Here is a 19,681-nt window from a genome sequence, read left to right as displayed (position 1 = left end):
ACCGCTTCAGCTTTTCAGGCACTTCAGTTCACTGAAGTCGCGCCGCACCTGGGCCAGCCGGCTGTCCAGGTGCTGGCGCTGTTGAGCGCTGCTCTGCGCCATCAGGTCCACCAGCAAGCTGCGCAATTGCTCTTCGGTGTTCTGGAAGGCGACGCGGTATTCCGGGGTCCAGAATTGTTCGCGGTTTTTCAGCAGATCACCCAGGCGCGGCTCGAAGTTGTCGCTCTGGCGCTGGTCCATCAGGTTGCTGAATTCGTTCTGCCAGTGAGCACGGTTGGCGATCCAGGCGCGGTTCTGCTCGCCCAGGCTCGCCGACCAGGCGGCGACCCGTTCTTGCTGCTGTGGACTGAGGCCGCCGAACCACGGCGACAGGCGTTTCTCCATCCGTTCACCGCGCTGCGCGATCTGTTTCGATAGCGGTGTTTTCACGTATTTTGCCTGCCGCTCACGGATATCTTCCGCAAAGCTCTGGCGCATTTCGCGGACCTGCTCGTCGTCCATGCCCTTGAGCAACTGCGCCGCCGACGGGGTGATTTGCTCGGCGACCCGGGCCACGGCCTGACGGGCTTCCTGGGTGCGCTCCTGCAAACCCTGATCGGTGACCTGATCGTTGGCGACCATGCCGCGAATGCGGTCCATCCAGTCCAGATAGCCGGGCAGTTGGGTTTTGCAGTGCCAGGCCAATTGCTGCTTGAGGCGCTCGTTGAGCCAGCTTTTCTGCTGGCGGTTCATGTCCAGGTAATCGCTGAGGGACCAGGGCACCAGCACATCGAGGTTGCGGTAAGCGAGGTCCAGCCGGGTGCATGACAGCAGAAACAGGCTGGCGACGATCAAGGCAGCGGGGCGCAGGCAGCGCAGTAGACGAGCGGACATAGCGAGTCCCTTCGGTTGGCATCCTTACTGGGTATAGAACAGGTCTTCCCATACCGGTTCAACCTGATGTCCTTCAACAAGGAAAGCGCTGATCTGTCGGGCGATTCCCATGGTTCGGGTGTAGAATGCGCGGCTCGCAACGAGGATTTTCGGACATGGCTTTAGTTGGGCGTTACAACACCTTGCAGGTGGTCAAGCACACGGACTTCGGTCTGTACCTGGATGGCGGCGCGGATGGCGAGATTCTTCTGCCCAACCGCTATATCCCCAAGGACACGCCCAGTGAGGTCGAAGACTGGCTGAACGTCTTTGTCTATCTGGACAGCGAAGACAAGCTGATCGCCACCACCGAGAAGGCCAAAGTGCAGGTGGGCGAGTTCGCCAGCCTCAAGGTCATCGAAATCAACAGCATCGGCATCTTCCTCGACTGGGGCCTGCCCAAGGACCTGCTGATGCCGTACTCCGAAGAAAAGCGCCAGATGCGCGCCGGTGAGTACTGCGTGGTGCACGTCTACCTCGACCGCCGCACCCGCCGCATCACGGCCACCGCCAAGCTGGACCGCTACCTGGACCAGACGCCGGCCAACTACCGGGTCGGCCAGCAGGTTGACCTGCTGGTGGTGGAAGAGAGCCCGATGGGCTTCAAGGCCATCATCAACAACAAGCACTGGGGCCTGATTCACAAGAACGAAGTGTTCAAGTTCCTGCGTTCCGGCAAGCAGGAAAAGGGCTACATCAAGGAACTGCGCGCCGACGGCAAGATCGCCCTGAGCCTGCAGCCCATCGGCCAGGACGCCGCTCTTGGCCTGCACGAGCAGATCCTGGCGAAGCTCAAGGCTTCCGATGGCGTGCTGCCGCTCAACGACAAGAGCGATCCGCAAGTGATCAGCGACATGTTCGGGGTCAGCAAGGGCAACTTCAAAAAGGCCATCGGCGCCTTGTACAAGAGCGGTCAGATCGTTATCCACGACAACCGCATCGAGCTGGCCTGATCAGCGTTGGCGATAACCGGAGAAGTCCAGGTTGTCGCCACCGGGCCGCAAGTCACGCAACAGCGAGTCACGGTCGGCCGACAGCGCAAGGCTGATGGTCGCGCGGCGTTTGCCGGCGTTACGCACTTCCATCTTCTCCTGGTGCGTGCGCAGGTCGCGCACCGGCACTTTCAGGTGCTGCAGATTGTCAGTCTCGGGGGTGTGCAGGAGCAGGTTGACGAACTCACTGTTCTTGCGCAGCCAGGCCACCGGGACATCGAACCACCACAGGTTGCGCTTGCTGTCGAGCACCGCGAATAGCGTGTTGTCGCTGTTCAGCATGGGTTTTTCCAGCGCCTGGTTGCGCCGGGCGATGGCGGTGGGTTTATCGAGTTTCATGCAGGTTTCCTACGGGTGACGCTTGAAAGGTCGGATATTGTGCTGGCAATGCTGTGAAACATAAAGCGACCGCTTTGGTTCTCAACGCCCTCTCTGAACTTTTTCCAGAAATGATGTCAATTTGATTGCGCAAAACCAGCGTCGACAATTGAAGTCGCCTTATTTAGTGCCAGGCTGGTCCCTGGTATCGCCATGGAAGAAAAAGAAATGCGGGTACTCATCGCTTTGCTGTTGATGTTCAGCGGGTATGCCAATGCCAGTTGTGGAACGATCAGCGACTCCGATCAACGGACGTACTGCTATGCCAAGACGGGGAGTGGCAGTTGCGGAACCATCAGCAACTCCGATCTGCGCACGCAATGCTATGCAGAGACCGGTAACGGCAGTTGCGGCACCATCAGCGACAGCGATCAGCGTACGTACTGCTATGCCAAGACGGGGAGCGGCAGTTGCGGCACCATCAGCAACTCCGATTTGCGCACGCAATGCTATGCCGAGACCGGTAACGGCAGTTGCGGCACGATCAGCGACAGCGATCAGCGTACGTACTGCTATGCCAAGACAGGGAGCGGGAGTTGCGGGACCATCAGCAACTCGGATCTACGCGCCATGTGCTATTCCGAGACCCAGTGAGCCTTCGGGCGAAAAATAAATGAAACTCTGCGCTTCGCTCGCTACTCAACCAACATGTCAATTCTGACGTTCCCTTCCAGGAGAAATCCCATGAGTGGCACCAAAGATAAAGTCAAAGGCGTGGCCAACGAAGCGGTCGGCAACATCAAGCAAGGCGTCGGCAAGGCTACCGACAATGATCGTCTGCGCGCTGAGGGCAAGGCCCAGGAACTCAAGGGCGAAGCCCAGCAGGTGGCCGGCAAGGTCAAGGATGCCGTGAAGAAGCCTTGATTGCTGTAGCTGTCGGAAAGCGGCCATCTTCGGGTGGCCGTTTTTTTGTCTGCAGGATTGAATCGCGACCATCTGCGTGGGGTCTATTAGACTGTTTTGTAACTTTTCCCAATTTCGACCCGGGAACCAGTGCTTCGGGCAGCGAAAGGAGACGCCATGATTCTTCCCCACTTGCGCGGGATTCCACTACACCGCGTGCTGGTGCGTACGGTCAGCGAGTTTCTCGATGATGAGATGTCCACCTACGCCTCGGCACTCGCCTACCAGATGCTGTTCTCGTTGTTCCCCTTCCTGCTGTTTCTCATTGCCCTGATCGGTTTCCTGCACCTGCCGGACTTCTTCTCCTGGCTGCGCCTGCAGTCGGAGCTGGTGCTGCCGCCGCAGGCGCTGGAACAGGTCAACCCGGTGATCGACCAGTTGCAGCAATCCAAGGGCGGCTTGCTTTCGGTGGGTATCGTCATCGCCCTGTGGACCGCCTCGGCCGGCGTGCGCCTGATGATGAGCGCGATGAACGCCGCCTACGACGTGGCCGAAGGCCGTCCGGTGTGGAAGCGCATTCCGCTTTCGATTTTCTACACAGTCGGTATTGCCGGCATGCTGCTGGCGGCTGCGGCGCTGATGGTGCTGGGGCCTCAGGTCATGAGCTGGGTGGCGTCGCAAATCGGTATGGAAGAAATCATCGTCACGGTGTGGACGGTGCTGCGCTGGCCGGCCATCGTGATTCTGATGATGGTGGCGGTGGCGTTGATCTACTACGTGATGCCCGATGTGAAACAGGAATTCCGCTTCATCACCCCCGGCTCGGTGCTGGCGGTGGTGGTGTGGATCATCGCCTCGCTGGGCTTCGGTTACTACGTGAAGACCTTCGCCGACTACAACGCGATGTACGGCAGCATCGGCGCGATCATCGTGCTGTTGCTGTATTTCTACATTTCTGCGGCGGTGTTGCTGCTTGGTGCGGAAATGAATGCGGTGATCGAGCACATGTCCGACGAGGGCAAGGACCCGGGGGAAAAAGAACCCGGTGAAAACGCTGCCGAGCATGATAAAAAGCATGTTTCCGGGCTGGGGCGCGATCATTCCCTGGCTCCCGAGGCAGAACCTGTCAACCGAGCCCCCCATGATTCATGACATTCTCAAGATGGGCGATGAGCGCTTGTTGCGCATCGCCCCGCCGGTCCCGGAGCATATGTTCGGCAGCGCCGAACTGACGCAACTGATCGACGACATGTTCGAAACCATGCGCCATGTCGGCGGTGTCGGCCTGGCCGCGCCGCAGATCGGTGTCGACCTGCAACTGGTGATCTTCGGCTTCGAGCGCAGCGAGCGTTACCCGGATGCCGAACCGGTGCCGCAGACCATCCTGCTCAACCCGGTCATCACGCCGATGGGCAGCGAACTGGAAGAGGGCTGGGAAGGTTGTTTGTCGGTGCCGGGTCTGCGCGGCGTGGTCAGCCGCTACAAGGGCATCTACTACGAAGGCGTCGACCCCGATGGCCAGCCGATCCGCCGCACCGCCGAAGGCTTCCACGCCCGGGTGGTGCAACATGAGTGCGACCACCTGATCGGTCGCCTCTACCCCTCGCGCATCCACGACTTCAGCCGCTTCGGTTACACCGAGGTGCTGTTCCCCGGGCTGGATCCGGCCAGCGACGACTGATCCCGCGCCATCGCCAGCAATGGCTTGCTGCGTCGGTAGCGGGCCAGGCGTTCGGCAAGGGCGGCCGGCAGCGTTTCATCGACGACGAAACCGAGCCGTTCATAGAACGCCCGCAGATCCGGATGACAGAACAGCCAGATGAAGCCTTCGGCATTCTGGCTGGCCTCGTCGATCAGGCGTCTCGCGACCTGCTGCCTGCGCCAGTCCGGCGCGACCAGCAGGCCGGTCAGCCACTGACCGCCCGGCACCGCTGTCAGGTTCAGCGCGGCGATGATTTCACCCGCCCGGGCGACCCAAACCACGCTGTTCTCGTTGGCGCGCATTGGCGAAGCATGGCGTTTGTAGAATTTATTCAGCAGCGGCCGCTCGGAGGTACTAAGCAGGCTGCACGGGATCGGGCTCGGGTTTTGCACGGGGCGAGGGCTCTGGCACGGGCGTTTGCGCTGAGCGCAAAGCGTTGCCGGCAGGTAAGGATCGGCGATTATTGTTGCGAAAACGGTAACAGTGAATGTCAGGCTTCGCGATTCAACGAAGTTAGCAGATCAGTAAACTGAGCGCATCCCCAGTAAACAACTTCTACCGGGATCGGTACTTCGTGTTATGTCCACTTATTGATATAACAACTTCTCCGCGCCACCTCGGCACATGAAGTCAATCTGTTCGCTCGATTGCTTTAAAGGCCCAACTCTCATGAAAGCATTAATTGCAGTTGCACTGCTTGCCGTTTCTTCGTTCGCTCTTGCCGACCAGACTGCACAGCCCGCCGTTGAGCAATACAGCTACGGCACCAAGCTGGATATCGCCAAGGTCATCAGTCTGTCGAATGTTCCGAATGTCTGTGAAGTGGTACCGGCGACCATGGTCTACGAAGATCATCAGGGCCAGCGCCACACCGTCGAATACCGGGTCATGGGTGACGGTTGCAGCCAGGGTTGAAAGTTGCACTTGGTTGATTCAAAGCCCCCGTTTGAACGGGGGCTTTTTATTGTCTTGAGTTTGCACTTGTAGACGGTTTATTAGTGTGGCTTCGATAACCAATCAGGTTCTTTCCCGCTCCAGCAACTGCTGTTTGCGCGCCACGCCCCAGCGATAACCCGACAGGTTGCCGTCGCTGCGCACGACTCGATGGCAGGGCACCGCCACCGCGATGCTGTTGGCCGCGCAGGCCTTGGCCACGGCGCGAATCGCCTTGGGCGAGCCGATGCGTTCGGCGATCTCGGCATAGCTGGCAGTGCTGCCCACCGGAATATCCCGCAACGCCTGCCAGACCCGCTCCTGGAACGCTGTGCCGCGCAGGTCCAGCGGCAGGTCGAGGCCGATCGCCGGCGCTTCGACGAAACCCACCACCCGCGCCACCAACCGTTCGAACGCGGCATCGGCGCCGATGAAATGGGCCTTGGGGAATTTGTCCTGCAGGTCCTGCAGCAGCGCCTGCGGGTCGTCACCCAGCAGGATCGCGCAGATGCCCTTGGTGCTTTGTGCGACGAGTATTGCGCCCAGCGAGCACTGGGCGATGGCGAAGTGGATATCGGTCTTGGCGCCGCCATCCCGGTAGGTCGCCGGTGTCATGCCGAGGCGGGCATTGCTGGATTCGTAGAAGCGGCTGTTGGAATTGAAACCCGCTTCGTAGACCGCCTCGGTGATGGAGTCGGCACGCTGCAGGTGCTGGCGCAGCTTTTGCGCGCGGTGCGCCGTGGCGTAGGCCTTCGGCGTCAAGCCGGTGGCGCGCTTGAACACCCGGTGGAAATGGTACGGGCTCATGTTCACCTGCTCCGCCAACTGCTCCAGGCTCGGTTCGGTTTCGGCCTCTTCAATCAGCTTGCAGGCCCGGGCGACCTGGGCTGCGTGTTGCCGCGCCAGGTCGTTCTGGTCGGTGCCGCGGCGTCGGCTTGGTCGGTAGCCGGCGGCTTCGGCTTCGGCCGCAGTGGCGAAGAACTCGACGTTTTCGATGCGCGGCCGGCGCGCCGGGCTGGACGCGCGGCAATAGACGCCGGTGGTGCGCACGCCGTAGACGAACGACGGGTCGGCGGCCGGGTCGCGGGCGAGCAGGGCTTGCCAGCGTGGATCGGATTCGCTGACCGTGGGTTGGGTTTTAGGGCGCATGTTCTTCCTCCGAAAAGCCGGGGCCTGTCCATCAATGGCAGCAAGCCAACTGCTGACGCTGGATCACAGTCTAGAAATCCCCGGACCACGGAAAACTCCGCTGCTTGCTTTCGAATTCACTTTGTCGGCACCCGCCATAAATACCACGCCGCCACCGTGCGGTAGGGGCTCCAGGCCGTGCCCAGTTCCTGCAGGTGCTTGCGCGTCGGTTGTGCGGCCAGTCCCTGCAGGCGACGGTAGCCTTCGCGCACGCCGAAGTCATCGACCGGCAGGATGTCCATCTGTTCCAGGGTGTAGATCAGCAGCATTTCCACGGTCCAGCGGCCGACACCGGGCAGCCGGGTCAGGCGTTCGATCAGCACTTCATGCGCCAGTTGCCGGGCCTCGTCGTGATCCGGCACCAAACCGTCCAGCCGCGCCTGGGCGACGGCCTGTACGGTGGTGATCTTGCGCCCGGAAAATCCACAGGCGCGCAGTTGCTCCGGCGTGGTCGCCAGCAGTTGCGCGGGGTCGGGAAACGTTGAATCCGGATAGAGCGCGAGAAAACGCGCGAGGATCGCCTCGGCGGCGCGGGCATGCAGTTGCTGATAGGCGATGGCGCGGACCAGCGCCTGATAAGGATCGCGGGTCGGCAGTGGGGTGTGCAGGCACGGGCCGATGGCCGCGATGTGCGCGGCCCAGGCCGGGTCTTGCTGGCTGAGGTGGGCGGCGGCCTGGGTGTAGAAGGTTTCGAGTGACGTCATGAGGGATCCGTTTCCGTAACAGCGGCTTGAGTGTAGGAGGGCGGGCGCGGCTGTCACTCCGGATCCTGCGCGGCGAATTCGTCCAGCACCTGCGCAACCCGTTCCAGCGCCTGTTTCAGCTCGGCCCGGCTGCGGGCGGCGGTAAGGCTGACGCGGATCGCCGGCACCTGGCCCTGCTTGACCGCGAACACCTGGGCGGGCACGACTTCGACGCCCTTGGCCCGGCAGGCTGCGGCCAGCACTTCGCCCGGACGCGGGCCGCTGACCCAGACATGCGGCGACGGCGTGGCCTGAAGCGCCATCGCCGGGCCCAGCAGCCTGGTCGCCAGGCGCCAGCGTTGATTGACCTCCTCGCGCTGCCAGGCGAGCTTGCGCGCGGCGGTGCCGTCCTCGATCCAGCGGCAGGCGATCTGCAGGACCAGCGGGGCGATGGGCCAATGGGTGGCCTGGGAATACGGGTCGATGCGCTCCAGCAACGCCGCATCGCCGACAATCCAGCCCAGGCGCAGGCCGGCGCAGACGGTCTTGGACAGGCTGCTGACCAGCAACCCTCGCGGGCCCAACAGCGGCAGCAAGGGTGGCTGGTCGCCCAGGGCGCCGTAGACATCGTCCTCCACCAGCAACAGGTCCAGCCGTTCCACCACCGCTGCGATATCGCGACGACGTTGTTCGCCCATGCAGGCGCCGGTGGGATTGTGCAGCGCCGGCGTCAGCACCAGCACCCGGGCGCCGCTGGCCCGGGCGACGCGGTCGAGGTCGTCGGGGAGAATACCTTCGTGGTCCATGGCGACGCCGTGCAGCGGCAAGCGCAATTGCCGGCAAGCAGCCTTGATCCCGGGAGCGGTCAGCGCTTCGACCATCACCGCTTCGCCGGGCTGGCAGAACGACAACAGCACACTGAACAGCCCCTGCTGAGCGCCACCGCACAGCAGCACCTGCGCGGCGGTCAGGTGCAGTCCGCGCTGCGACAACCAACTGGCACCGTGCACGCGACCGAGCAGCAACTGTTCGGCGCCGAGGTAGTGTTCAAGGGTGTGGCTTGGGTTTTGCTGCAGCAACTCGCGCAGGGTCCGGTCGAAATCTTCGCTGTCGGTATCGACCACGGGCACGTTGGTCGACAGGTCGATCTGCGAGCTACCGTTGTCCCGCTGTTTGAGGCGGAACAGGGTGGCCTCCTTGCTGCCGGCGAGCACGTAGGTGCCGCGACCGACCTCGCCGGACACCAGATGCCGCGCCGCCGCCTCGCGATAGGCCTGTTGCGTGGTGCTCGGGTTCAGGCCCAGCGCCCAGGCCAGGCGCCGCTGCGGTGGCAGGCGGGCGCCGACCTGAAGCTCGCCGCTTTCGATGGCGCGGGCGATGGCGGCGACCAGGGCCAGGTAGCGGGGTTGTCCGTCGTCGGGAAGGCTGGGGATCCACATGTTTTATTGTCGGCCATGCAATATAAGGTTTTACCCATACAATGCGCGGCCACTAGGATCGGGTCAAATCCCCTGACCCGAGGTGTTCCATGTTCGATCTGCCTGCCTTGCGCGAAGCCGCCCGCCTGGTCCACGCCCAGGTGCCCGCCACCCCGCAGTACGCCTGGCCGCGGCTGGCCGAGCGGCTGGGTTGCGAGGTCTGGGTCAAGCATGAAAACCACACGCCCACCGGTGCCTTCAAGGTGCGTGGCGGCTTGCTTTACGTGCAGTCTCTGCATGGCCGCTCGCCGGCCGTGCGTGGCCTGGTCACCGCTACGCGCGGCAACCACGGCCAGAGCATGGCGCTGGCGGCGCGCAATGCCGGGTTGCCGATCATCATCGTGGTGCCCGAAGGCAACTCCCGGGAAAAAAACGCAGCCATGCGCGCCCTTGGCGCCGAGCTGGTGGAGCACGGCAGCGACTTCGACCAGGCCAGGGCCGAGGCCGCGCGGCTGGGACACGTGCATGGCTACGAGAGCGTGCCGCCGTTTCACCCGCAACTGATTCGCGGCGTGGCCACCTATGCGCTGGAACTGTTCGAGGCGGTGGCGGACCTGGATGCGGTCTACGTTCCGATCGGCATGGGCTCTGGCATCTGCGGGTTGATCCGTACCCGTGATCTGCTCGGGCTGAAGACCGAGATCATCGGCGTGGTCTCCACCGAGGCCGATGCCTTTGCCCGCAGTGTCGAGCAGGGCCGCATCGTCACCACCGAAACCGCCGACACCTTCGCCGACGGCATGGCCTGCCGCATTCCGCAGCCGGAAGCCTTCGACATCATTCGCGAAGGCGCGGCGCGCATCGTCCGGGTCAGCGACGATGAAATCGCCCGGGCCATCCGCATCTACCACGAAGACACCCACAACACCGCCGAAGGCGCCGGCGCGGCCGGCCTTGCCGCATTGCACCAGGAACGCGAGCGGCAAAAGGGGCGCAAGGTGGCGGTGATTCTCAGCGGCGCGAATATCGATCGGGAGCAGTTTGCGCGGGTGTTGGCGGGTGACTGAAAAGTCTTGAATGGATCTCGACGGAAAGAGTGCTATCTTGATTTGATAGCATCCGCGAATGAACAATCGACATCGCAAAACCCTCGAAACCCTCTTTCGGTCACCCACCAGCAGTTCGCTGGTGTTCGCAGATATCGAAGCCTTGATCGTCTTTCTAGGTGGCTCGGTGCATGAGCGTGAAGGGTCGAGGGTCAAGCTGGTGCTGGGACTGCAGCAATGGCGCTGCCACCGGCCCCATCCCGGCAAGGAGGCCAGGCGTTATCAGGTTGAGGAGGCCCGGGAGTTTCTCCTGCGGGCAGGAGTTGAACATGAGTAGCATGAGTTACAAGGGCTATGCGGCCCGAATCGACTATGACGCCCGCGACGATATCTTCGTCGGGCGTGTCCTGGGTGTGCGGGACATCATCAGTTTCCACGCCAGTTCCGTTAGTGCGCTGCACGAGGCGTTCCGGCTGGCGCTGGAGGATTACCTGAGCGATTGCGAGGAGCGCGGGGTCGCGCCGGAAAAACCGGCTTCCGGCAAAGTGATGCTGCGCATCCGCCCGGAAGTGCACGCTGCCGCAACCATCGCCGCGCAGAAAGCCGGCAAGAGCCTCAATCAGTGGGCCGATGAGGTGTTCGAGCAGGCCGCTCTGGTCTGATCCGCGCGCAATTTCTTCCAATACATCCCCCACCAGATCCGTTTTAATGCCGGCTGCCTTTTCCTGTAGCCGGTAGCGGATCGTTCATGCCTTTTTCCAACGGATTTCTTCTGAGCCTGTCGCTGTGCCTGGACATTGGCGTGGCCAATATCGCGATGATCACCCTGGCCATGCAGCGTGGCTTCTGGCAGGGCATGTGGCTGGGCCTGGGTACCTGCGTCGGCGATCTGCTCTACGCCCTGGCGGCGCTGGCCGGGATGACCGTGCTGTTGCAGTTCAGCGCCGTGCGCTGGGTGCTGTGGGTTGGCGGTTCGCTGCTGCTGGTGTGGTTCGCGGTGAAGATGTTGCTGGCCGCGATCCGTGGCGATGCGCACCTGGACACCGAGGCCAAGGTGGTGCGCGAGTCGCCCTGGCGGGAGTTTTTGCGCGGGATCTTCCTGGCCATGTCGTCGCCCAGCGCAATTCTCTGGTTCGCCGCAGTGGGCGGTGTGCTGATCTCTCGCTCCGGCGCCGGTGGGCCGGTGGAGGCGGGGGTGTTCCTGAGCGGCTTCTTCAGCGCCGGGGTGCTCTGGTGCGTGACGCTGTGCGGGGTGGCCAGCCACGGTGGGCGATTGCTCGGCGACCGCTTGTTGACTTGGTCCTACCTCGCTTCGGCGGCGATCTTCTGCTACTTCGCGGTGTACGTGATCGTTTCCGGCTACCGCGAATTCATCCTCGCGCCGACGCTCTGAACGCCTGCCAGTAACTGTTCGGGGTCACGCCCATGACCCGGCGGAAGGCGTTGATGAAATGGCTCTGATCGTAGAAACCCAGGGCGTCTGCCACCTCCGCGGGATGCAGGCCATCACGCAAACGTCGTCGGGCTTCGCTCAGGCGCAGTTGCATGTGGAACTGCAGGGGCGCCAGTCCCGTGGCTTTCTTGAAGCAGCGCACGAAGTGGTATTTGCTCAACCCCGCGACCGCCGCCACCTCTTCCAGTGCGAGCTTTGCTTGCGGGGTGTCACGCATGAGCTGCATGGCCAGGCGCAGTGAGCCCGCCTGTTCGATGGCTGGCGCCGTCGGTTGTTCGAGCAACTGGGCGAGCAGGGCCAGTAGCGCTTCTTCCTGATACGCCGGTTCGCCGGCGTCCGCTTTGGCGAAGTCGACAATGGCGTGGTACAGCACCGTGTTGTGCAGCACACCCTGGGCGAAGCTCAAGCTGTCATCAAACTGTTGCAGATTGTTGTCCCTGGCGATGTGGCGCAGGGCGTCCGGGTCCAGGTGCAGGCTGATGTATTCGACACCGTCCTCGGCGAACTCCGAGGCCTGCACCGCCAGCGGGTTGTACAGCGTGACACTGCCGGGCGGCACTTCCAGGGTCTGGCCGTCCAGCCAGATGCGCTCGTTGCCGCGCAGGTTGGCGCCGAGCACATATTCGTCGTGGGTATGCCGCTCGAAGCAGGCCGAACTGGCCCTGACCCAGGACGACTCGACCAGGCCGAAGGCTTGGAGTGGCTGACTGATTAATGCCATTTGGCAGGTTTCCCCGAGTATGCAACGCGGCTACGCTAGCGGAGTGCCATTAGGCGCGGCAACCCATAATGCCGCCCGTCATGGATCTTTATGAATTGACCTTGTGAGGCATGGATATGTCGACCCAAATGGAAGCCGGGTTTGCTCCCGCACGATTCGAACATGGGCGGTCATTCACCATCGCCGGTTTTGGCGAGCGCTACACCCAACAGACCAACAAAAGCATTCCCGCGCTCTGGGAGCGCCTGGCACCGCAAATCGGCAAGATCCCGGGCCAGATCGGTGACGAGACCTACGGCGTGTGCTGCAACTTCGATGGTCAGGGCGGGTTCTTGTATATCGCTGGCGTCGAGGTGCGCAGCACCAGTGTCCTGCCGCCGTATTTCACCTGGCACACCCTGGCGCCGCAGCGTTATGCGGTGTTCGAACACCGTGGCAAGGTGAGCGGCCTGGGCCACACCTTCGAAAAAATCTGGAAACAGTGGTTGCCGGCTTCCGGTGAGCGCGCCGCCGAGGCGCCGGAGTTCGAGCGTTATGGCGATGATTTCGATGCGGAGACTGCCAGCGGGCTGGTAGAAATCTGGATCCCGCTGGAGGGCTGACACACGGCCAACCTGTCGTCCCAAGCGGCGCTGCAGCGAGCGCCGCTTGCGGGAGGGCGTCAGCCGAAGGTGATCGGCGGCGGGCTGACCAGATCGACGGTCTGCTGTTTGCGCGGGGCGAGGATCTCGGCTTCGCCGTCCACCACCAGCTCTTCGTTCTGGTTGAACACGCGGGTGGCGATGCGCACGCGGAATTTCGGCAGTTTTTCGAGGATTTCCAGGCGCACGGTCAGCGTGTCGCCGATCTTCACCGGTTTCTGGAAGCTCATTTGCTGGCCCAGGTAGATGGTGCCGGGGCCAGGCAGTTCGCAGGCCACCGCCGCACTGATCAGCGCGCCGCTGAACATGCCGTGGGCAATGCGCTCCTTGAACATGCTCTTGGCCGCGAACTCGGCATCCAGGTGCACCGGGTTGTGGTCACCGGACATCGCGGCGAACAGTTGGATGTCACGTTCTTCGACGGTCTTGCTGAAGCTGGCGGTCTGGCCGACTTCGAGGGATTCGTAAGGCGTGTTGGTGACCTGGGTCATTCGTGGTGCTTCCTTCAGGGCGCGACGGGGGCGGGCAGTATTACTCGCTGCGGGCTGGCCGGCCAAGGGCCAGGGTCTGTTCCAGCCAGTCGATAAGCTGCGCGGTAACCTCGTCGCGGTTGGTTTCGTTGAGCAATTCATGCCGTGCCCGCGGATAGAGTCGCAGTTGCACGTGCTGGTTCCCGGACAGGCGCAGGGCGCCGGTCAGATCTTTCAGACGCTTGCCGGCACTCACCGGATCACATTCACCGCCCATGACCAGAATTGGCAGGTTCGGATCGATCTGCGCGAGGTTGGCGTGGCGGCTGATGTGTTCAAGGCCGGTGAGCAGGTCGATCCATAACCGGTTGCAGCAGCGGAAGCCGCACAGCGGGTCGGCGACGTAGCGGTCGACTTCGGCGGGGTCGCGGCTGAGCCAGTCGGAGGCCGTGCGGGTCGGCTTGAACGCCTTGTTGAACGAACCGAACGACAGCCATTCGATCAGCGCGCTGCGTCCTTGCGGGCCCTGACGCCAACTCTCCAGACGAGCGATCTGCCGCGCCGCACGGTAGAGCGCCGGAGGCTGGAAGTTCGAGCCGCTGAGCACCGCGCCTTGCAGGCTGCCGCTGTGGTGCAGCAGGTACGCCTGGGCGATGTAGCTGCCCATGCTGTGACCGAACAGAAATACCGGCACGCCCGGATACTGCTGGCCGATGTGTTGACTGAGCAGACCCAGGTCGTTGACCACGGCATTCCAGCCATTTTCACGGGCGAACAGGCCGAGGGTGCCGAGTTCGGCAGTGCGGCCGTGGCCGCGCTGGTCATGGGCGTACAGCGCGAAACCGGCACTGCTCAGGGCCTCGCCGAGGCGCTGGTAACGACCGGCGTGCTCAGCCATGCCGTGGGCCAGCAACACCACGGCGCGGACCGGTGTAGTCGGCAGCCATTGGTGGACATACAGGCTGCAGTGATTGCTGGCCGGCAGCCAGAAGGCGTCGTGGAACATGGCGGATTTCCCTGTGCGGATCGCGGGTGCAGCTACTGTATAGCCTATAGCCAGCGCCTGGATCGAGCCACGCGGGGCGCCGAGATTCACACAATCAATGACGGTCCTTGGCGTATTTGCCGCCTGTGGCGGAGCTGCTAACGTCGGCAGAATGCCGTTTTGCAAGCAGGCAACCGGCCCCGTCAAAGGCTCAGGAACGAGGACAATAATAAATGCACGCCGATTTCTGGAACGACAAGCGCCCCGAGGGCGTCCCTTCGCAGATCGACATGAGCACCTATAAATCGGTGATCGAAGTGTTCGAGCGCTCCTGCAAGAAGTTCGCCGACCGTCCGGCCTTCACCAACCTGGGCGTGACCCTTACCTATGCCGAGCTGGACCGTTATTCCGCGGCCTTCGCCGGCTGGCTGCAGCAGTACACCGACCTGAAGCCGGGCGATCGCATCGCGGTGCAGATGCCCAATGTCCTGCAATACCCCATCGCCGTGTTCGGCGCGTTGCGCGCCGGGCTGATCGTGGTCAACACCAACCCGCTGTATACCGCTCGCGAGATGCGCCACCAATTCAAGGACTCCGGCGCCCGCGCGCTGGTCTACCTGAACATGTTCGGCAAGCTGGTGCAGGAAGTGCTGCCCGATACCGGCATCGAGGTGCTGATCGAGGCGAAGATGGGCGACATGCTGCCTGCCGCCAAGGGCTGGCTGGTCAATACCGTGGTGGCCAAGGTGAAGAAGATGGTCCCCGCCTATCACTTGCCGCAGGCGTTGCCGTTCAAGCAGGTGCTGCGCCAGGGCAGGGGCCATTCGCTCAAGCCGGTGCAGTCGAACCACGAGGACATTGCGGTGCTGCAATACACCGGCGGCACCACCGGCGTGGCCAAGGGCGCGATGCTCAGCCACGGCAACCTAGTGGCGAACATGCTCCAGGTGCTGGCGTGTTTCTCGCAGATCGGTCCTGACGGGCAGAAGCTGCTCAAGGACGGCCAGGAAGTGATGATCGCGCCGCTGCCGCTGTACCACATCTATGCCTTCACCGCGAATTGCATGTGCATGATGGTCACCGGCAACCACAACGTACTGATCACCAACCCGCGCGACATTCCCGGCTTCGTCAAGGAACTGAAGAAGTGGCGCTTCTCGGCGCTGCTGGGGCTGAACACGCTATTCGTTGCGCTGATGGACAACCCCGGTTTCAAGGACCTGGATTTCTCCGCGCTCAAGGTCACCAACTCCGGCGGCACCGCGCTGGTCAAGGCCACTGCCGAGCGCTGGGAGCAGATCACGGGCTGTCGCATCGTCGAAGGCTACGGCCTGACCGAAACCTCGCCGGTGGCCAGCACCAATCCTTACGGGCAACTGGCGCGCCTCGGCACGGTGGGCATTCCGGTGCCGGGCACGGCGTTCAAGGTCACCGATGACGACGGCAACGAGTTGCCGCTGGGCGAGCGCGGCGAGCTGTGCATCAAGGGGCCGCAGGTCATGAAAGGTTACTGGCAGCGTCCTGAGTCCACCGCCGAATCCTTCGACGGCGAAGGCTGGTTCAAGACCGGCGATATCGCGGTGATCGATCCGGACGGCTTCACCCGCATCGTCGACCGCAAGAAGGACATGATCATCGTCTCGGGTTTCAACGTGTACCCGAACGAAATCGAAGACGTGATGATGGCGCACCCGAAGGTCGCCAGTTGCGCGGCCATCGGCGTGCCGGACGAGCGTTCCGGCGAGGCGGTGAAGTTGTTCGTGGTCGCGCGCGAGGGCGGCGTCAGCCTGGAAGAGCTCAAGGCCTACTGCAAAGCCAACTTCACCGGCTACAAAGTGCCCAAGCACATCGTGTTGCGCGACTCGCTGCCGATGACGCCGGTGGGCAAAATTCTTCGTCGCGAGTTGCGCGAACCGGCTTGAGCAGCTACAAGCTATAAGCTGAAAGCGGCAGGATAGAGCGGTTTGTCGCACTATCCTGCGGCTTGTTATTTATGGCTTTTACTCGCGCCTAGAATCTTTACTCTAAATATGACCAATGATTATTCATGAGTCATTTTAGTGACCAGTTGGGCCGCTTTAGCTCTAGGCGACCCCTGGTAAAGCTGCTACTCTCGGCGCGCTTCTGATCAATCGGTTTGCAATAAACCGACATCAAATATCAATAATAATCGCATCGACGCGGTGAAGAATTCGCTGTGCTGGAGGAGTGGGCTTCCATGATTGAAAACTTTTGGAAGGATAAGTACCCAGCCGGGGTTGCCTCGCAAATCAATCCTGATGAGTATCCGAATATCCAAGCGGTGTTGAAGCAGTCCTGCCAGCGCTTTGCCGATAAACCGGCATTCAGCAACTTGGGCAAGACCCTGACTTACGGCGAATTGTACGAGTTGTCCGGTGCCTTTGCTGCTTATCTGCAGCAGCACACCGACCTGCAACCCGGCGACCGCATTGCCGTTCAACTGCCGAACGTTCTGCAATACCCTGTCGCGGTCTTTGGCGCCATGCGCGCCGGCCTGATCGTGGTCAACACCAACCCGCTCTACACGGCGCGGGAAATGGAACATCAATTCAACGACGCGGGCGTCAAGGCGCTGGTGTGCCTGGCGAACATGGCGCACCTGGCCGAGAAAGTCGTGCCCAAGACCCAGGTCAAGCACATCATCGTCACCGAGGTCGCCGACCTGCTGCCACCGCTCAAGCGGCTGCTGGTCAACAGCGTGATCAAGTACGTGAAGAAGATGGTGCCGGCCTATCACCTGCCTACCGCCGTGAAGTTCAACGACGCCCTGGCCAAGGGGCGCGGCAAGTCGGTCAAGGAAGCCTCGCCGGCCCATGACGACGTTGCCGTCCTGCAATACACCGGCGGCACCACCGGCGTTGCCAAGGGCGCCATGCTGACCCACCGCAACCTGGTGGCCAACATGCTGCAGTGCAAGGCGCTGATGGGTTCGAACCTCAATGAAGGCTGCGAAATCCTCATCACCCCGCTGCCGCTCTATCACATCTACGCCTTCACCTTTCACTGCATGGCGATGATGCTGATCGGTGGTCACAACATCCTGATCAGCAACCCGCGTGACCTGCCGGCGATGGTCAAGGAACTGTCGAAGTGGAAGTTCAGCGGCTTCGTCGGGCTGAACACCCTGTTCGTTGCCCTGTGCAACAACGAAGGCTTCCGCGCTCTGGACTTCTCGGCGCTGAAAGTGACCCTCTCCGGCGGCATGGCCTTGCAGTTATCGGTCGGCGAGCGCTGGAAAGACGTGACCGGTTGCGCGATCTGCGAAGGCTACGGCATGACCGAGACCAGCCCGGTAGCGTCGGTCAACCCGGCGCAGAACATCCAGGCCGGCACCATTGGCATTCCGGTGCCCTCGACCCTGTGTCGGGTGGTTGACGATGCCGGCAACGAGTTGCCGCTGGGTGAAGTGGGCGAGTTGTGCGTCAAGGGCCCGCAAGTGATGAAGGGCTACTGGCAGCGTCCGGATGCCACCGCCGAAATCCTCGATGCCGAAGGCTGGTTGAAGACGGGTGACATCGCGGTTATCCGGCCGGACGGCTACATGCGGATTGTCGATCGCAAGAAAGACATGATCCTGGTGTCCGGCTTCAACGTGTACCCCAACGAGCTGGAAGATGTCATGGCGACCCTGCCGGGTGTGCTGCAATGCGCGGCTATCGGCGTGCCGGACGAGAAGTCGGGCGAGCTCATCAAGGTGTTCATCGTGGTCAAGCCGGGCGTGACCCTGACCCGCGAGCAGGTGATGGAGCACATGCGTGCCAACGTCACCGGCTACAAGGTGCCGCGCTTCGTCGAGTTCCGCGATACGTTGCCGACCACCAACGTCGGCAAGATCCTGCGGCGCGAGCTGCGGGATGAAGAGTTGAAGAAGTTGGGTCTCAAGAAGATCGCTTGATTCAAATCCTTCGCGAGCAAGCTCGCTCCTACACTGTAGGAGCGAGCTTGCTCGCGAAGAGGCTTCAGCGCAATTTCTCAAGCATCTGGTAGTACCACATCCCCGCCGCCAACAGCGGATTCCCCAGCACATCGCCCAGCGGCACGCGCACATGCGAGCAGCCGGCGAAGGTGTCGAATTTCTCCAGTGTCCCGGTAATCGCCTCGGCCATGATCTCGCCCATGATGTGGCTGCTGGCAACGCCATGCCCGGAATAGCCCTGGCAGTACCAGACGTTGTCCGACAGCTTGCCCAGTTGCGGAATGCGGTTGACCACGATGCCCATGGCGCAACTCCACTGGAACTCGATCGGCACGCCTTTCAGCGCCGGGAACGTGCGCTCAATGCACGGCCGCAGTTCGCCGGCGATATCCCGTGAGTCGCGACCGGAGTAGTTGGCGCCACCGCCGAACAGCAGGCGGCCATCGGCGGTCATGCGGTAGTAGTCGAGGACGAAACGGCAGTCGTACACCGCCAGGTCGTGCGGGTTGATCTGCCGCGCCAGGTCACCCAGCGGCGCGGTGGTGACGATGCCGCCCATGGCCGGGAAGATCTTGCCCTTGAGTTGGCCCGGCTCGAGCTTGTGGTAGACGTCGCCGGCCAGCAGCACCTGTTTCGCGTTGATCCGACCCTGGGCGGTGACCACTGCCGGGTTCGCGCCATGGACGATGTCCAGCACCTCCGAGTTCTCGAAGATCAGCGCGCCCAGGCTGTGGGCGGCGCGGGCTTCGCCCATACACAGGTTGAGCGGGTGCAGGTGCAGGTTGCGCAGGTTTTTCAGCGCGCCGAGGTACAGCGGCGAATCCAGGTGCTGGCGCATGCCTTCGCGGTCCAGCAACTGCACCTGATCGCCCATGCCGCGCCGCTCGGCTTCTGCGGCGAAGGCGCGCAGTTCGGCCATGTGCGACGGCTTCATCGCCGCGTGCAGGTGACCGTGCTTGAGGTCGCAGTCGATGCCATAGCGCTGCACCCGCTGCTCGATGATCTGGTGGCCGCGAAAGCGCAGGTGCCAGATGAAATCATCGACGTCATCGCCCAGTTTGCCGCGCATCTGTTTACGCATCGCTTCATCGCCGGACAGGCTGCCGGTGACCTGGCCGCCGTTGCGCCCGCTGGCGCCCCAGCCGATGCGGTTGGTTTCGACGATGGCGACTTTAAGGCCGCGCTCGGCCAGTTCCACCGCGCTGGCAACGCCGGTGAAGCCGCCGCCGATGATCACCACATCGACCTCGACCGTGCCTTGCAGGGTCGGGTACTGGGTCGGGTCGTTGAGGCTGGCGGTGTAGTAGGACGCGGCGCGCTGCGCGGTACGCGAGTTCAAAGCTGCATTCATGATTCGGATCCTTGGCGGAAAAAGAGAA

The 19,681-nt window shown here is 62.4% G+C and carries 23 protein-coding genes; 13 read left to right on the top strand and 10 right to left on the bottom strand.

Annotated features, from left to right (window positions below):
- Positions 1 to 6: 6 nt before the first annotated feature.
- On the bottom strand, positions 7 to 873 hold the full coding sequence (locus tag NTD88_RS12690; RefSeq protein ID WP_095153899.1) for a DUF6279 family lipoprotein: 867 nt from the start codon (positions 871 to 873) through the stop codon (positions 7 to 9).
- Between the two features lie 155 nt (positions 874 to 1,028).
- Between NTD88_RS12690 and NTD88_RS12685 the strand changes: the two genes are divergently transcribed.
- Positions 1,029 to 1,865 (top strand): S1 RNA-binding domain-containing protein, encoded by an 837-nt coding sequence (locus tag NTD88_RS12685; protein WP_095153898.1) that lies wholly within the window; start codon positions 1,029 to 1,031, stop codon positions 1,863 to 1,865.
- Here NTD88_RS12685 and NTD88_RS12680 read toward each other — a convergent pair whose 3' ends face one another.
- Positions 1,866 to 2,243 carry a hypothetical protein gene (locus NTD88_RS12680; RefSeq protein WP_095153897.1) on the bottom strand — a complete coding sequence of 126 codons (378 nt, stop codon included), beginning with the start codon at positions 2,241 to 2,243 and terminating at the stop codon, positions 1,866 to 1,868.
- A gap of 192 nt (positions 2,244 to 2,435) precedes the next feature.
- On the opposite strand from NTD88_RS12680, the gene NTD88_RS12675 reads away from it, so the two are divergent.
- From NTD88_RS12675 to def, 4 genes are all read left to right on the top strand, one after another.
- Entirely contained in the window at positions 2,436 to 2,876 is a 441-nt protein-coding gene (locus NTD88_RS12675) for a hypothetical protein (protein WP_371864259.1), read from the top strand.
- A gap of 90 nt (positions 2,877 to 2,966) precedes the next feature.
- Complete coding sequence (locus NTD88_RS12670; RefSeq protein WP_262155299.1) at positions 2,967 to 3,146, top strand: CsbD family protein; 180 nt, start codon at positions 2,967 to 2,969, stop codon at positions 3,144 to 3,146.
- Between the two features lie 156 nt (positions 3,147 to 3,302).
- Complete coding sequence (locus NTD88_RS12665) at positions 3,303 to 4,277, top strand: YihY/virulence factor BrkB family protein (protein ID WP_262129188.1); 975 nt, start codon at positions 3,303 to 3,305, stop codon at positions 4,275 to 4,277.
- Positions 4,267 to 4,806, top strand: a complete 540-nt coding sequence (gene def / locus NTD88_RS12660; RefSeq protein WP_095153893.1) for a peptide deformylase — start codon at positions 4,267 to 4,269, stop codon at positions 4,804 to 4,806. Before NTD88_RS12665 ends, def begins: the two co-directional genes overlap by 11 nt.
- On the opposite strand, the gene NTD88_RS12655 is transcribed toward def, so the two are convergent.
- Positions 4,758 to 5,219, bottom strand: a complete 462-nt coding sequence (locus NTD88_RS12655; RefSeq protein ID WP_262155298.1) for a GNAT family N-acetyltransferase — start codon at positions 5,217 to 5,219, stop codon at positions 4,758 to 4,760. The genes def and NTD88_RS12655 overlap by 49 nt on opposite strands.
- A gap of 277 nt (positions 5,220 to 5,496) precedes the next feature.
- On the opposite strand from NTD88_RS12655, the gene NTD88_RS12650 reads away from it, so the two are divergent.
- Positions 5,497 to 5,742, top strand: a complete 246-nt coding sequence (locus tag NTD88_RS12650) for a DUF2790 domain-containing protein (protein WP_262155297.1) — start codon at positions 5,497 to 5,499, stop codon at positions 5,740 to 5,742.
- A gap of 102 nt (positions 5,743 to 5,844) precedes the next feature.
- Here NTD88_RS12650 and ada read toward each other — a convergent pair whose 3' ends face one another.
- From ada to NTD88_RS12635, 3 genes are all read right to left on the bottom strand, one after another.
- A complete protein-coding gene (ada, locus tag NTD88_RS12645) occupies positions 5,845 to 6,909 on the bottom strand; it encodes a bifunctional DNA-binding transcriptional regulator/O6-methylguanine-DNA methyltransferase Ada (protein WP_262155296.1) in 1,065 nt (354 codons plus the stop codon).
- A gap of 116 nt (positions 6,910 to 7,025) precedes the next feature.
- Positions 7,026 to 7,652 (bottom strand): DNA-3-methyladenine glycosylase family protein, encoded by a 627-nt coding sequence (locus tag NTD88_RS12640; protein ID WP_262155295.1) that lies wholly within the window; start codon positions 7,650 to 7,652, stop codon positions 7,026 to 7,028.
- A 53-nt stretch (positions 7,653 to 7,705) separates the two neighbouring features.
- The gene (locus NTD88_RS12635; RefSeq protein WP_262155294.1) at positions 7,706 to 9,070 is read right to left on the bottom strand and encodes a PLP-dependent aminotransferase family protein; all 1,365 of its coding nucleotides are present in this window, start codon (positions 9,068 to 9,070) and stop codon (positions 7,706 to 7,708) included.
- An 89-nt stretch (positions 9,071 to 9,159) separates the two neighbouring features.
- Between NTD88_RS12635 and NTD88_RS12630 the strand changes: the two genes are divergently transcribed.
- The 4 genes from NTD88_RS12630 (at position 9,160) to NTD88_RS12615 (ending at position 11,488) form a co-directional block, all read left to right on the top strand.
- Entirely contained in the window at positions 9,160 to 10,116 is a 957-nt protein-coding gene (locus NTD88_RS12630; protein WP_262155293.1) for a threonine dehydratase, read from the top strand.
- A gap of 58 nt (positions 10,117 to 10,174) precedes the next feature.
- The gene (locus tag NTD88_RS12625) at positions 10,175 to 10,432 is read left to right on the top strand and encodes a type II toxin-antitoxin system HicA family toxin (protein ID WP_262129193.1); all 258 of its coding nucleotides are present in this window, start codon (positions 10,175 to 10,177) and stop codon (positions 10,430 to 10,432) included.
- Complete coding sequence (locus NTD88_RS12620) at positions 10,425 to 10,757, top strand: type II toxin-antitoxin system HicB family antitoxin (RefSeq protein ID WP_262129194.1); 333 nt, start codon at positions 10,425 to 10,427, stop codon at positions 10,755 to 10,757. Before NTD88_RS12625 ends, NTD88_RS12620 begins: the two co-directional genes overlap by 8 nt.
- An 86-nt stretch (positions 10,758 to 10,843) precedes the next feature.
- On the top strand, positions 10,844 to 11,488 hold the full coding sequence (locus NTD88_RS12615; RefSeq protein ID WP_262155291.1) for a LysE family translocator: 645 nt from the start codon (positions 10,844 to 10,846) through the stop codon (positions 11,486 to 11,488).
- Here the strand turns inward: NTD88_RS12615 and NTD88_RS12610 are convergent.
- On the bottom strand, positions 11,466 to 12,269 hold the full coding sequence (locus tag NTD88_RS12610; RefSeq protein ID WP_262155290.1) for a helix-turn-helix domain-containing protein: 804 nt from the start codon (positions 12,267 to 12,269) through the stop codon (positions 11,466 to 11,468). The two genes, NTD88_RS12615 and NTD88_RS12610, sit on opposite strands and share 23 nt — an antisense overlap.
- A gap of 116 nt (positions 12,270 to 12,385) precedes the next feature.
- Here NTD88_RS12610 and NTD88_RS12605 point away from each other — a divergent pair, with 116 nt between their 5' ends.
- On the top strand, positions 12,386 to 12,871 hold the full coding sequence (locus NTD88_RS12605; protein WP_410017274.1) for a GyrI-like domain-containing protein: 486 nt from the start codon (positions 12,386 to 12,388) through the stop codon (positions 12,869 to 12,871).
- Positions 12,872 to 12,930: 59 nt separating this feature from the next.
- On the opposite strand, the gene NTD88_RS12600 is transcribed toward NTD88_RS12605, so the two are convergent.
- Together NTD88_RS12600 and NTD88_RS12595 are read right to left on the bottom strand one after the other, a co-directional pair.
- The gene (locus tag NTD88_RS12600) at positions 12,931 to 13,401 is read right to left on the bottom strand and encodes a MaoC family dehydratase (protein WP_095153881.1); all 471 of its coding nucleotides are present in this window, start codon (positions 13,399 to 13,401) and stop codon (positions 12,931 to 12,933) included.
- Between the two features lie 40 nt (positions 13,402 to 13,441).
- On the bottom strand, positions 13,442 to 14,386 hold the full coding sequence (locus tag NTD88_RS12595) for an alpha/beta hydrolase (protein ID WP_262155288.1): 945 nt from the start codon (positions 14,384 to 14,386) through the stop codon (positions 13,442 to 13,444).
- Between the two features lie 212 nt (positions 14,387 to 14,598).
- On the opposite strand from NTD88_RS12595, the gene fadD2 reads away from it, so the two are divergent.
- Complete coding sequence (gene fadD2 / locus NTD88_RS12590) at positions 14,599 to 16,287, top strand: long-chain-fatty-acid--CoA ligase FadD2 (protein WP_262129199.1); 1,689 nt, start codon at positions 14,599 to 14,601, stop codon at positions 16,285 to 16,287.
- A 296-nt stretch (positions 16,288 to 16,583) separates the two neighbouring features.
- Positions 16,584 to 18,281 (top strand): long-chain-fatty-acid--CoA ligase FadD1, encoded by a 1,698-nt coding sequence (gene fadD1, locus NTD88_RS12585; protein ID WP_095153878.1) that lies wholly within the window; start codon positions 16,584 to 16,586, stop codon positions 18,279 to 18,281.
- A gap of 64 nt (positions 18,282 to 18,345) precedes the next feature.
- Here the strand turns inward: fadD1 and NTD88_RS12580 are convergent, their stop codons facing one another.
- A complete protein-coding gene (locus NTD88_RS12580; protein ID WP_262155286.1) occupies positions 18,346 to 19,653 on the bottom strand; it encodes an NAD(P)/FAD-dependent oxidoreductase in 1,308 nt (435 codons plus the stop codon).
- Positions 19,654 to 19,681: the final 28 nt, after the last annotated feature.

The sequence above is a fragment of the Pseudomonas sp. 20P_3.2_Bac5 genome (assembly GCF_025466035.1).
In the GTDB taxonomy this organism is placed as follows: Bacteria; Pseudomonadota; Gammaproteobacteria; order Pseudomonadales; family Pseudomonadaceae; genus Aquipseudomonas.
The sequence above is the reverse complement of the archived record's forward strand: the minus strand, read 5'-3'. Positions and strand labels throughout refer to the sequence as shown.

Excerpts from the sequence above, each read along its gene's own strand:
- NTD88_RS12625 (WP_262129193.1), top strand. The coding sequence starts at position 10,175 with ATGAACAATCGACATCGCAAAACCCTCGAAACCCTCTTTCGGTCACCC.
- fadD2 (WP_262129199.1), top strand. The coding sequence starts at position 14,599 with ATGCACGCCGATTTCTGGAACGACAAGCGCCCCGAGGGCGTCCCTTCG.
- NTD88_RS12665 (WP_262129188.1), top strand. The coding sequence starts at position 3,303 with ATGATTCTTCCCCACTTGCGCGGGATTCCACTACACCGCGTGCTGGTG.
- NTD88_RS12605 (WP_410017274.1), top strand. The coding sequence starts at position 12,386 with ATGTCGACCCAAATGGAAGCCGGGTTTGCTCCCGCACGATTCGAACAT.
- NTD88_RS12650 (WP_262155297.1), top strand. The coding sequence starts at position 5,497 with ATGAAAGCATTAATTGCAGTTGCACTGCTTGCCGTTTCTTCGTTCGCT.
- ada (WP_262155296.1), bottom strand. The coding sequence starts at position 6,909 with ATGCGCCCTAAAACCCAACCCACGGTCAGCGAATCCGATCCACGCTGG.
- NTD88_RS12630 (WP_262155293.1), top strand. The coding sequence starts at position 9,160 with ATGTTCGATCTGCCTGCCTTGCGCGAAGCCGCCCGCCTGGTCCACGCC.
- NTD88_RS12595 (WP_262155288.1), bottom strand. The coding sequence starts at position 14,386 with ATGTTCCACGACGCCTTCTGGCTGCCGGCCAGCAATCACTGCAGCCTG.
- NTD88_RS12670 (WP_262155299.1), top strand. The coding sequence starts at position 2,967 with ATGAGTGGCACCAAAGATAAAGTCAAAGGCGTGGCCAACGAAGCGGTC.
- def (WP_095153893.1), top strand. The coding sequence starts at position 4,267 with ATGATTCATGACATTCTCAAGATGGGCGATGAGCGCTTGTTGCGCATC.
- NTD88_RS12580 (WP_262155286.1), bottom strand. The coding sequence starts at position 19,653 with ATGAATGCAGCTTTGAACTCGCGTACCGCGCAGCGCGCCGCGTCCTAC.
- NTD88_RS12610 (WP_262155290.1), bottom strand. The coding sequence starts at position 12,269 with ATGGCATTAATCAGTCAGCCACTCCAAGCCTTCGGCCTGGTCGAGTCG.
- NTD88_RS12635 (WP_262155294.1), bottom strand. The coding sequence starts at position 9,070 with ATGTGGATCCCCAGCCTTCCCGACGACGGACAACCCCGCTACCTGGCC.
- NTD88_RS12685 (WP_095153898.1), top strand. The coding sequence starts at position 1,029 with ATGGCTTTAGTTGGGCGTTACAACACCTTGCAGGTGGTCAAGCACACG.
- NTD88_RS12690 (WP_095153899.1), bottom strand. The coding sequence starts at position 873 with ATGTCCGCTCGTCTACTGCGCTGCCTGCGCCCCGCTGCCTTGATCGTC.
- NTD88_RS12615 (WP_262155291.1), top strand. The coding sequence starts at position 10,844 with ATGCCTTTTTCCAACGGATTTCTTCTGAGCCTGTCGCTGTGCCTGGAC.
- NTD88_RS12675 (WP_371864259.1), top strand. The coding sequence starts at position 2,436 with ATGGAAGAAAAAGAAATGCGGGTACTCATCGCTTTGCTGTTGATGTTC.
- fadD1 (WP_095153878.1), top strand. The coding sequence starts at position 16,584 with ATGATTGAAAACTTTTGGAAGGATAAGTACCCAGCCGGGGTTGCCTCG.
- NTD88_RS12640 (WP_262155295.1), bottom strand. The coding sequence starts at position 7,652 with ATGACGTCACTCGAAACCTTCTACACCCAGGCCGCCGCCCACCTCAGC.
- NTD88_RS12620 (WP_262129194.1), top strand. The coding sequence starts at position 10,425 with ATGAGTAGCATGAGTTACAAGGGCTATGCGGCCCGAATCGACTATGAC.
- NTD88_RS12680 (WP_095153897.1), bottom strand. The coding sequence starts at position 2,243 with ATGAAACTCGATAAACCCACCGCCATCGCCCGGCGCAACCAGGCGCTG.
- NTD88_RS12600 (WP_095153881.1), bottom strand. The coding sequence starts at position 13,401 with ATGACCCAGGTCACCAACACGCCTTACGAATCCCTCGAAGTCGGCCAG.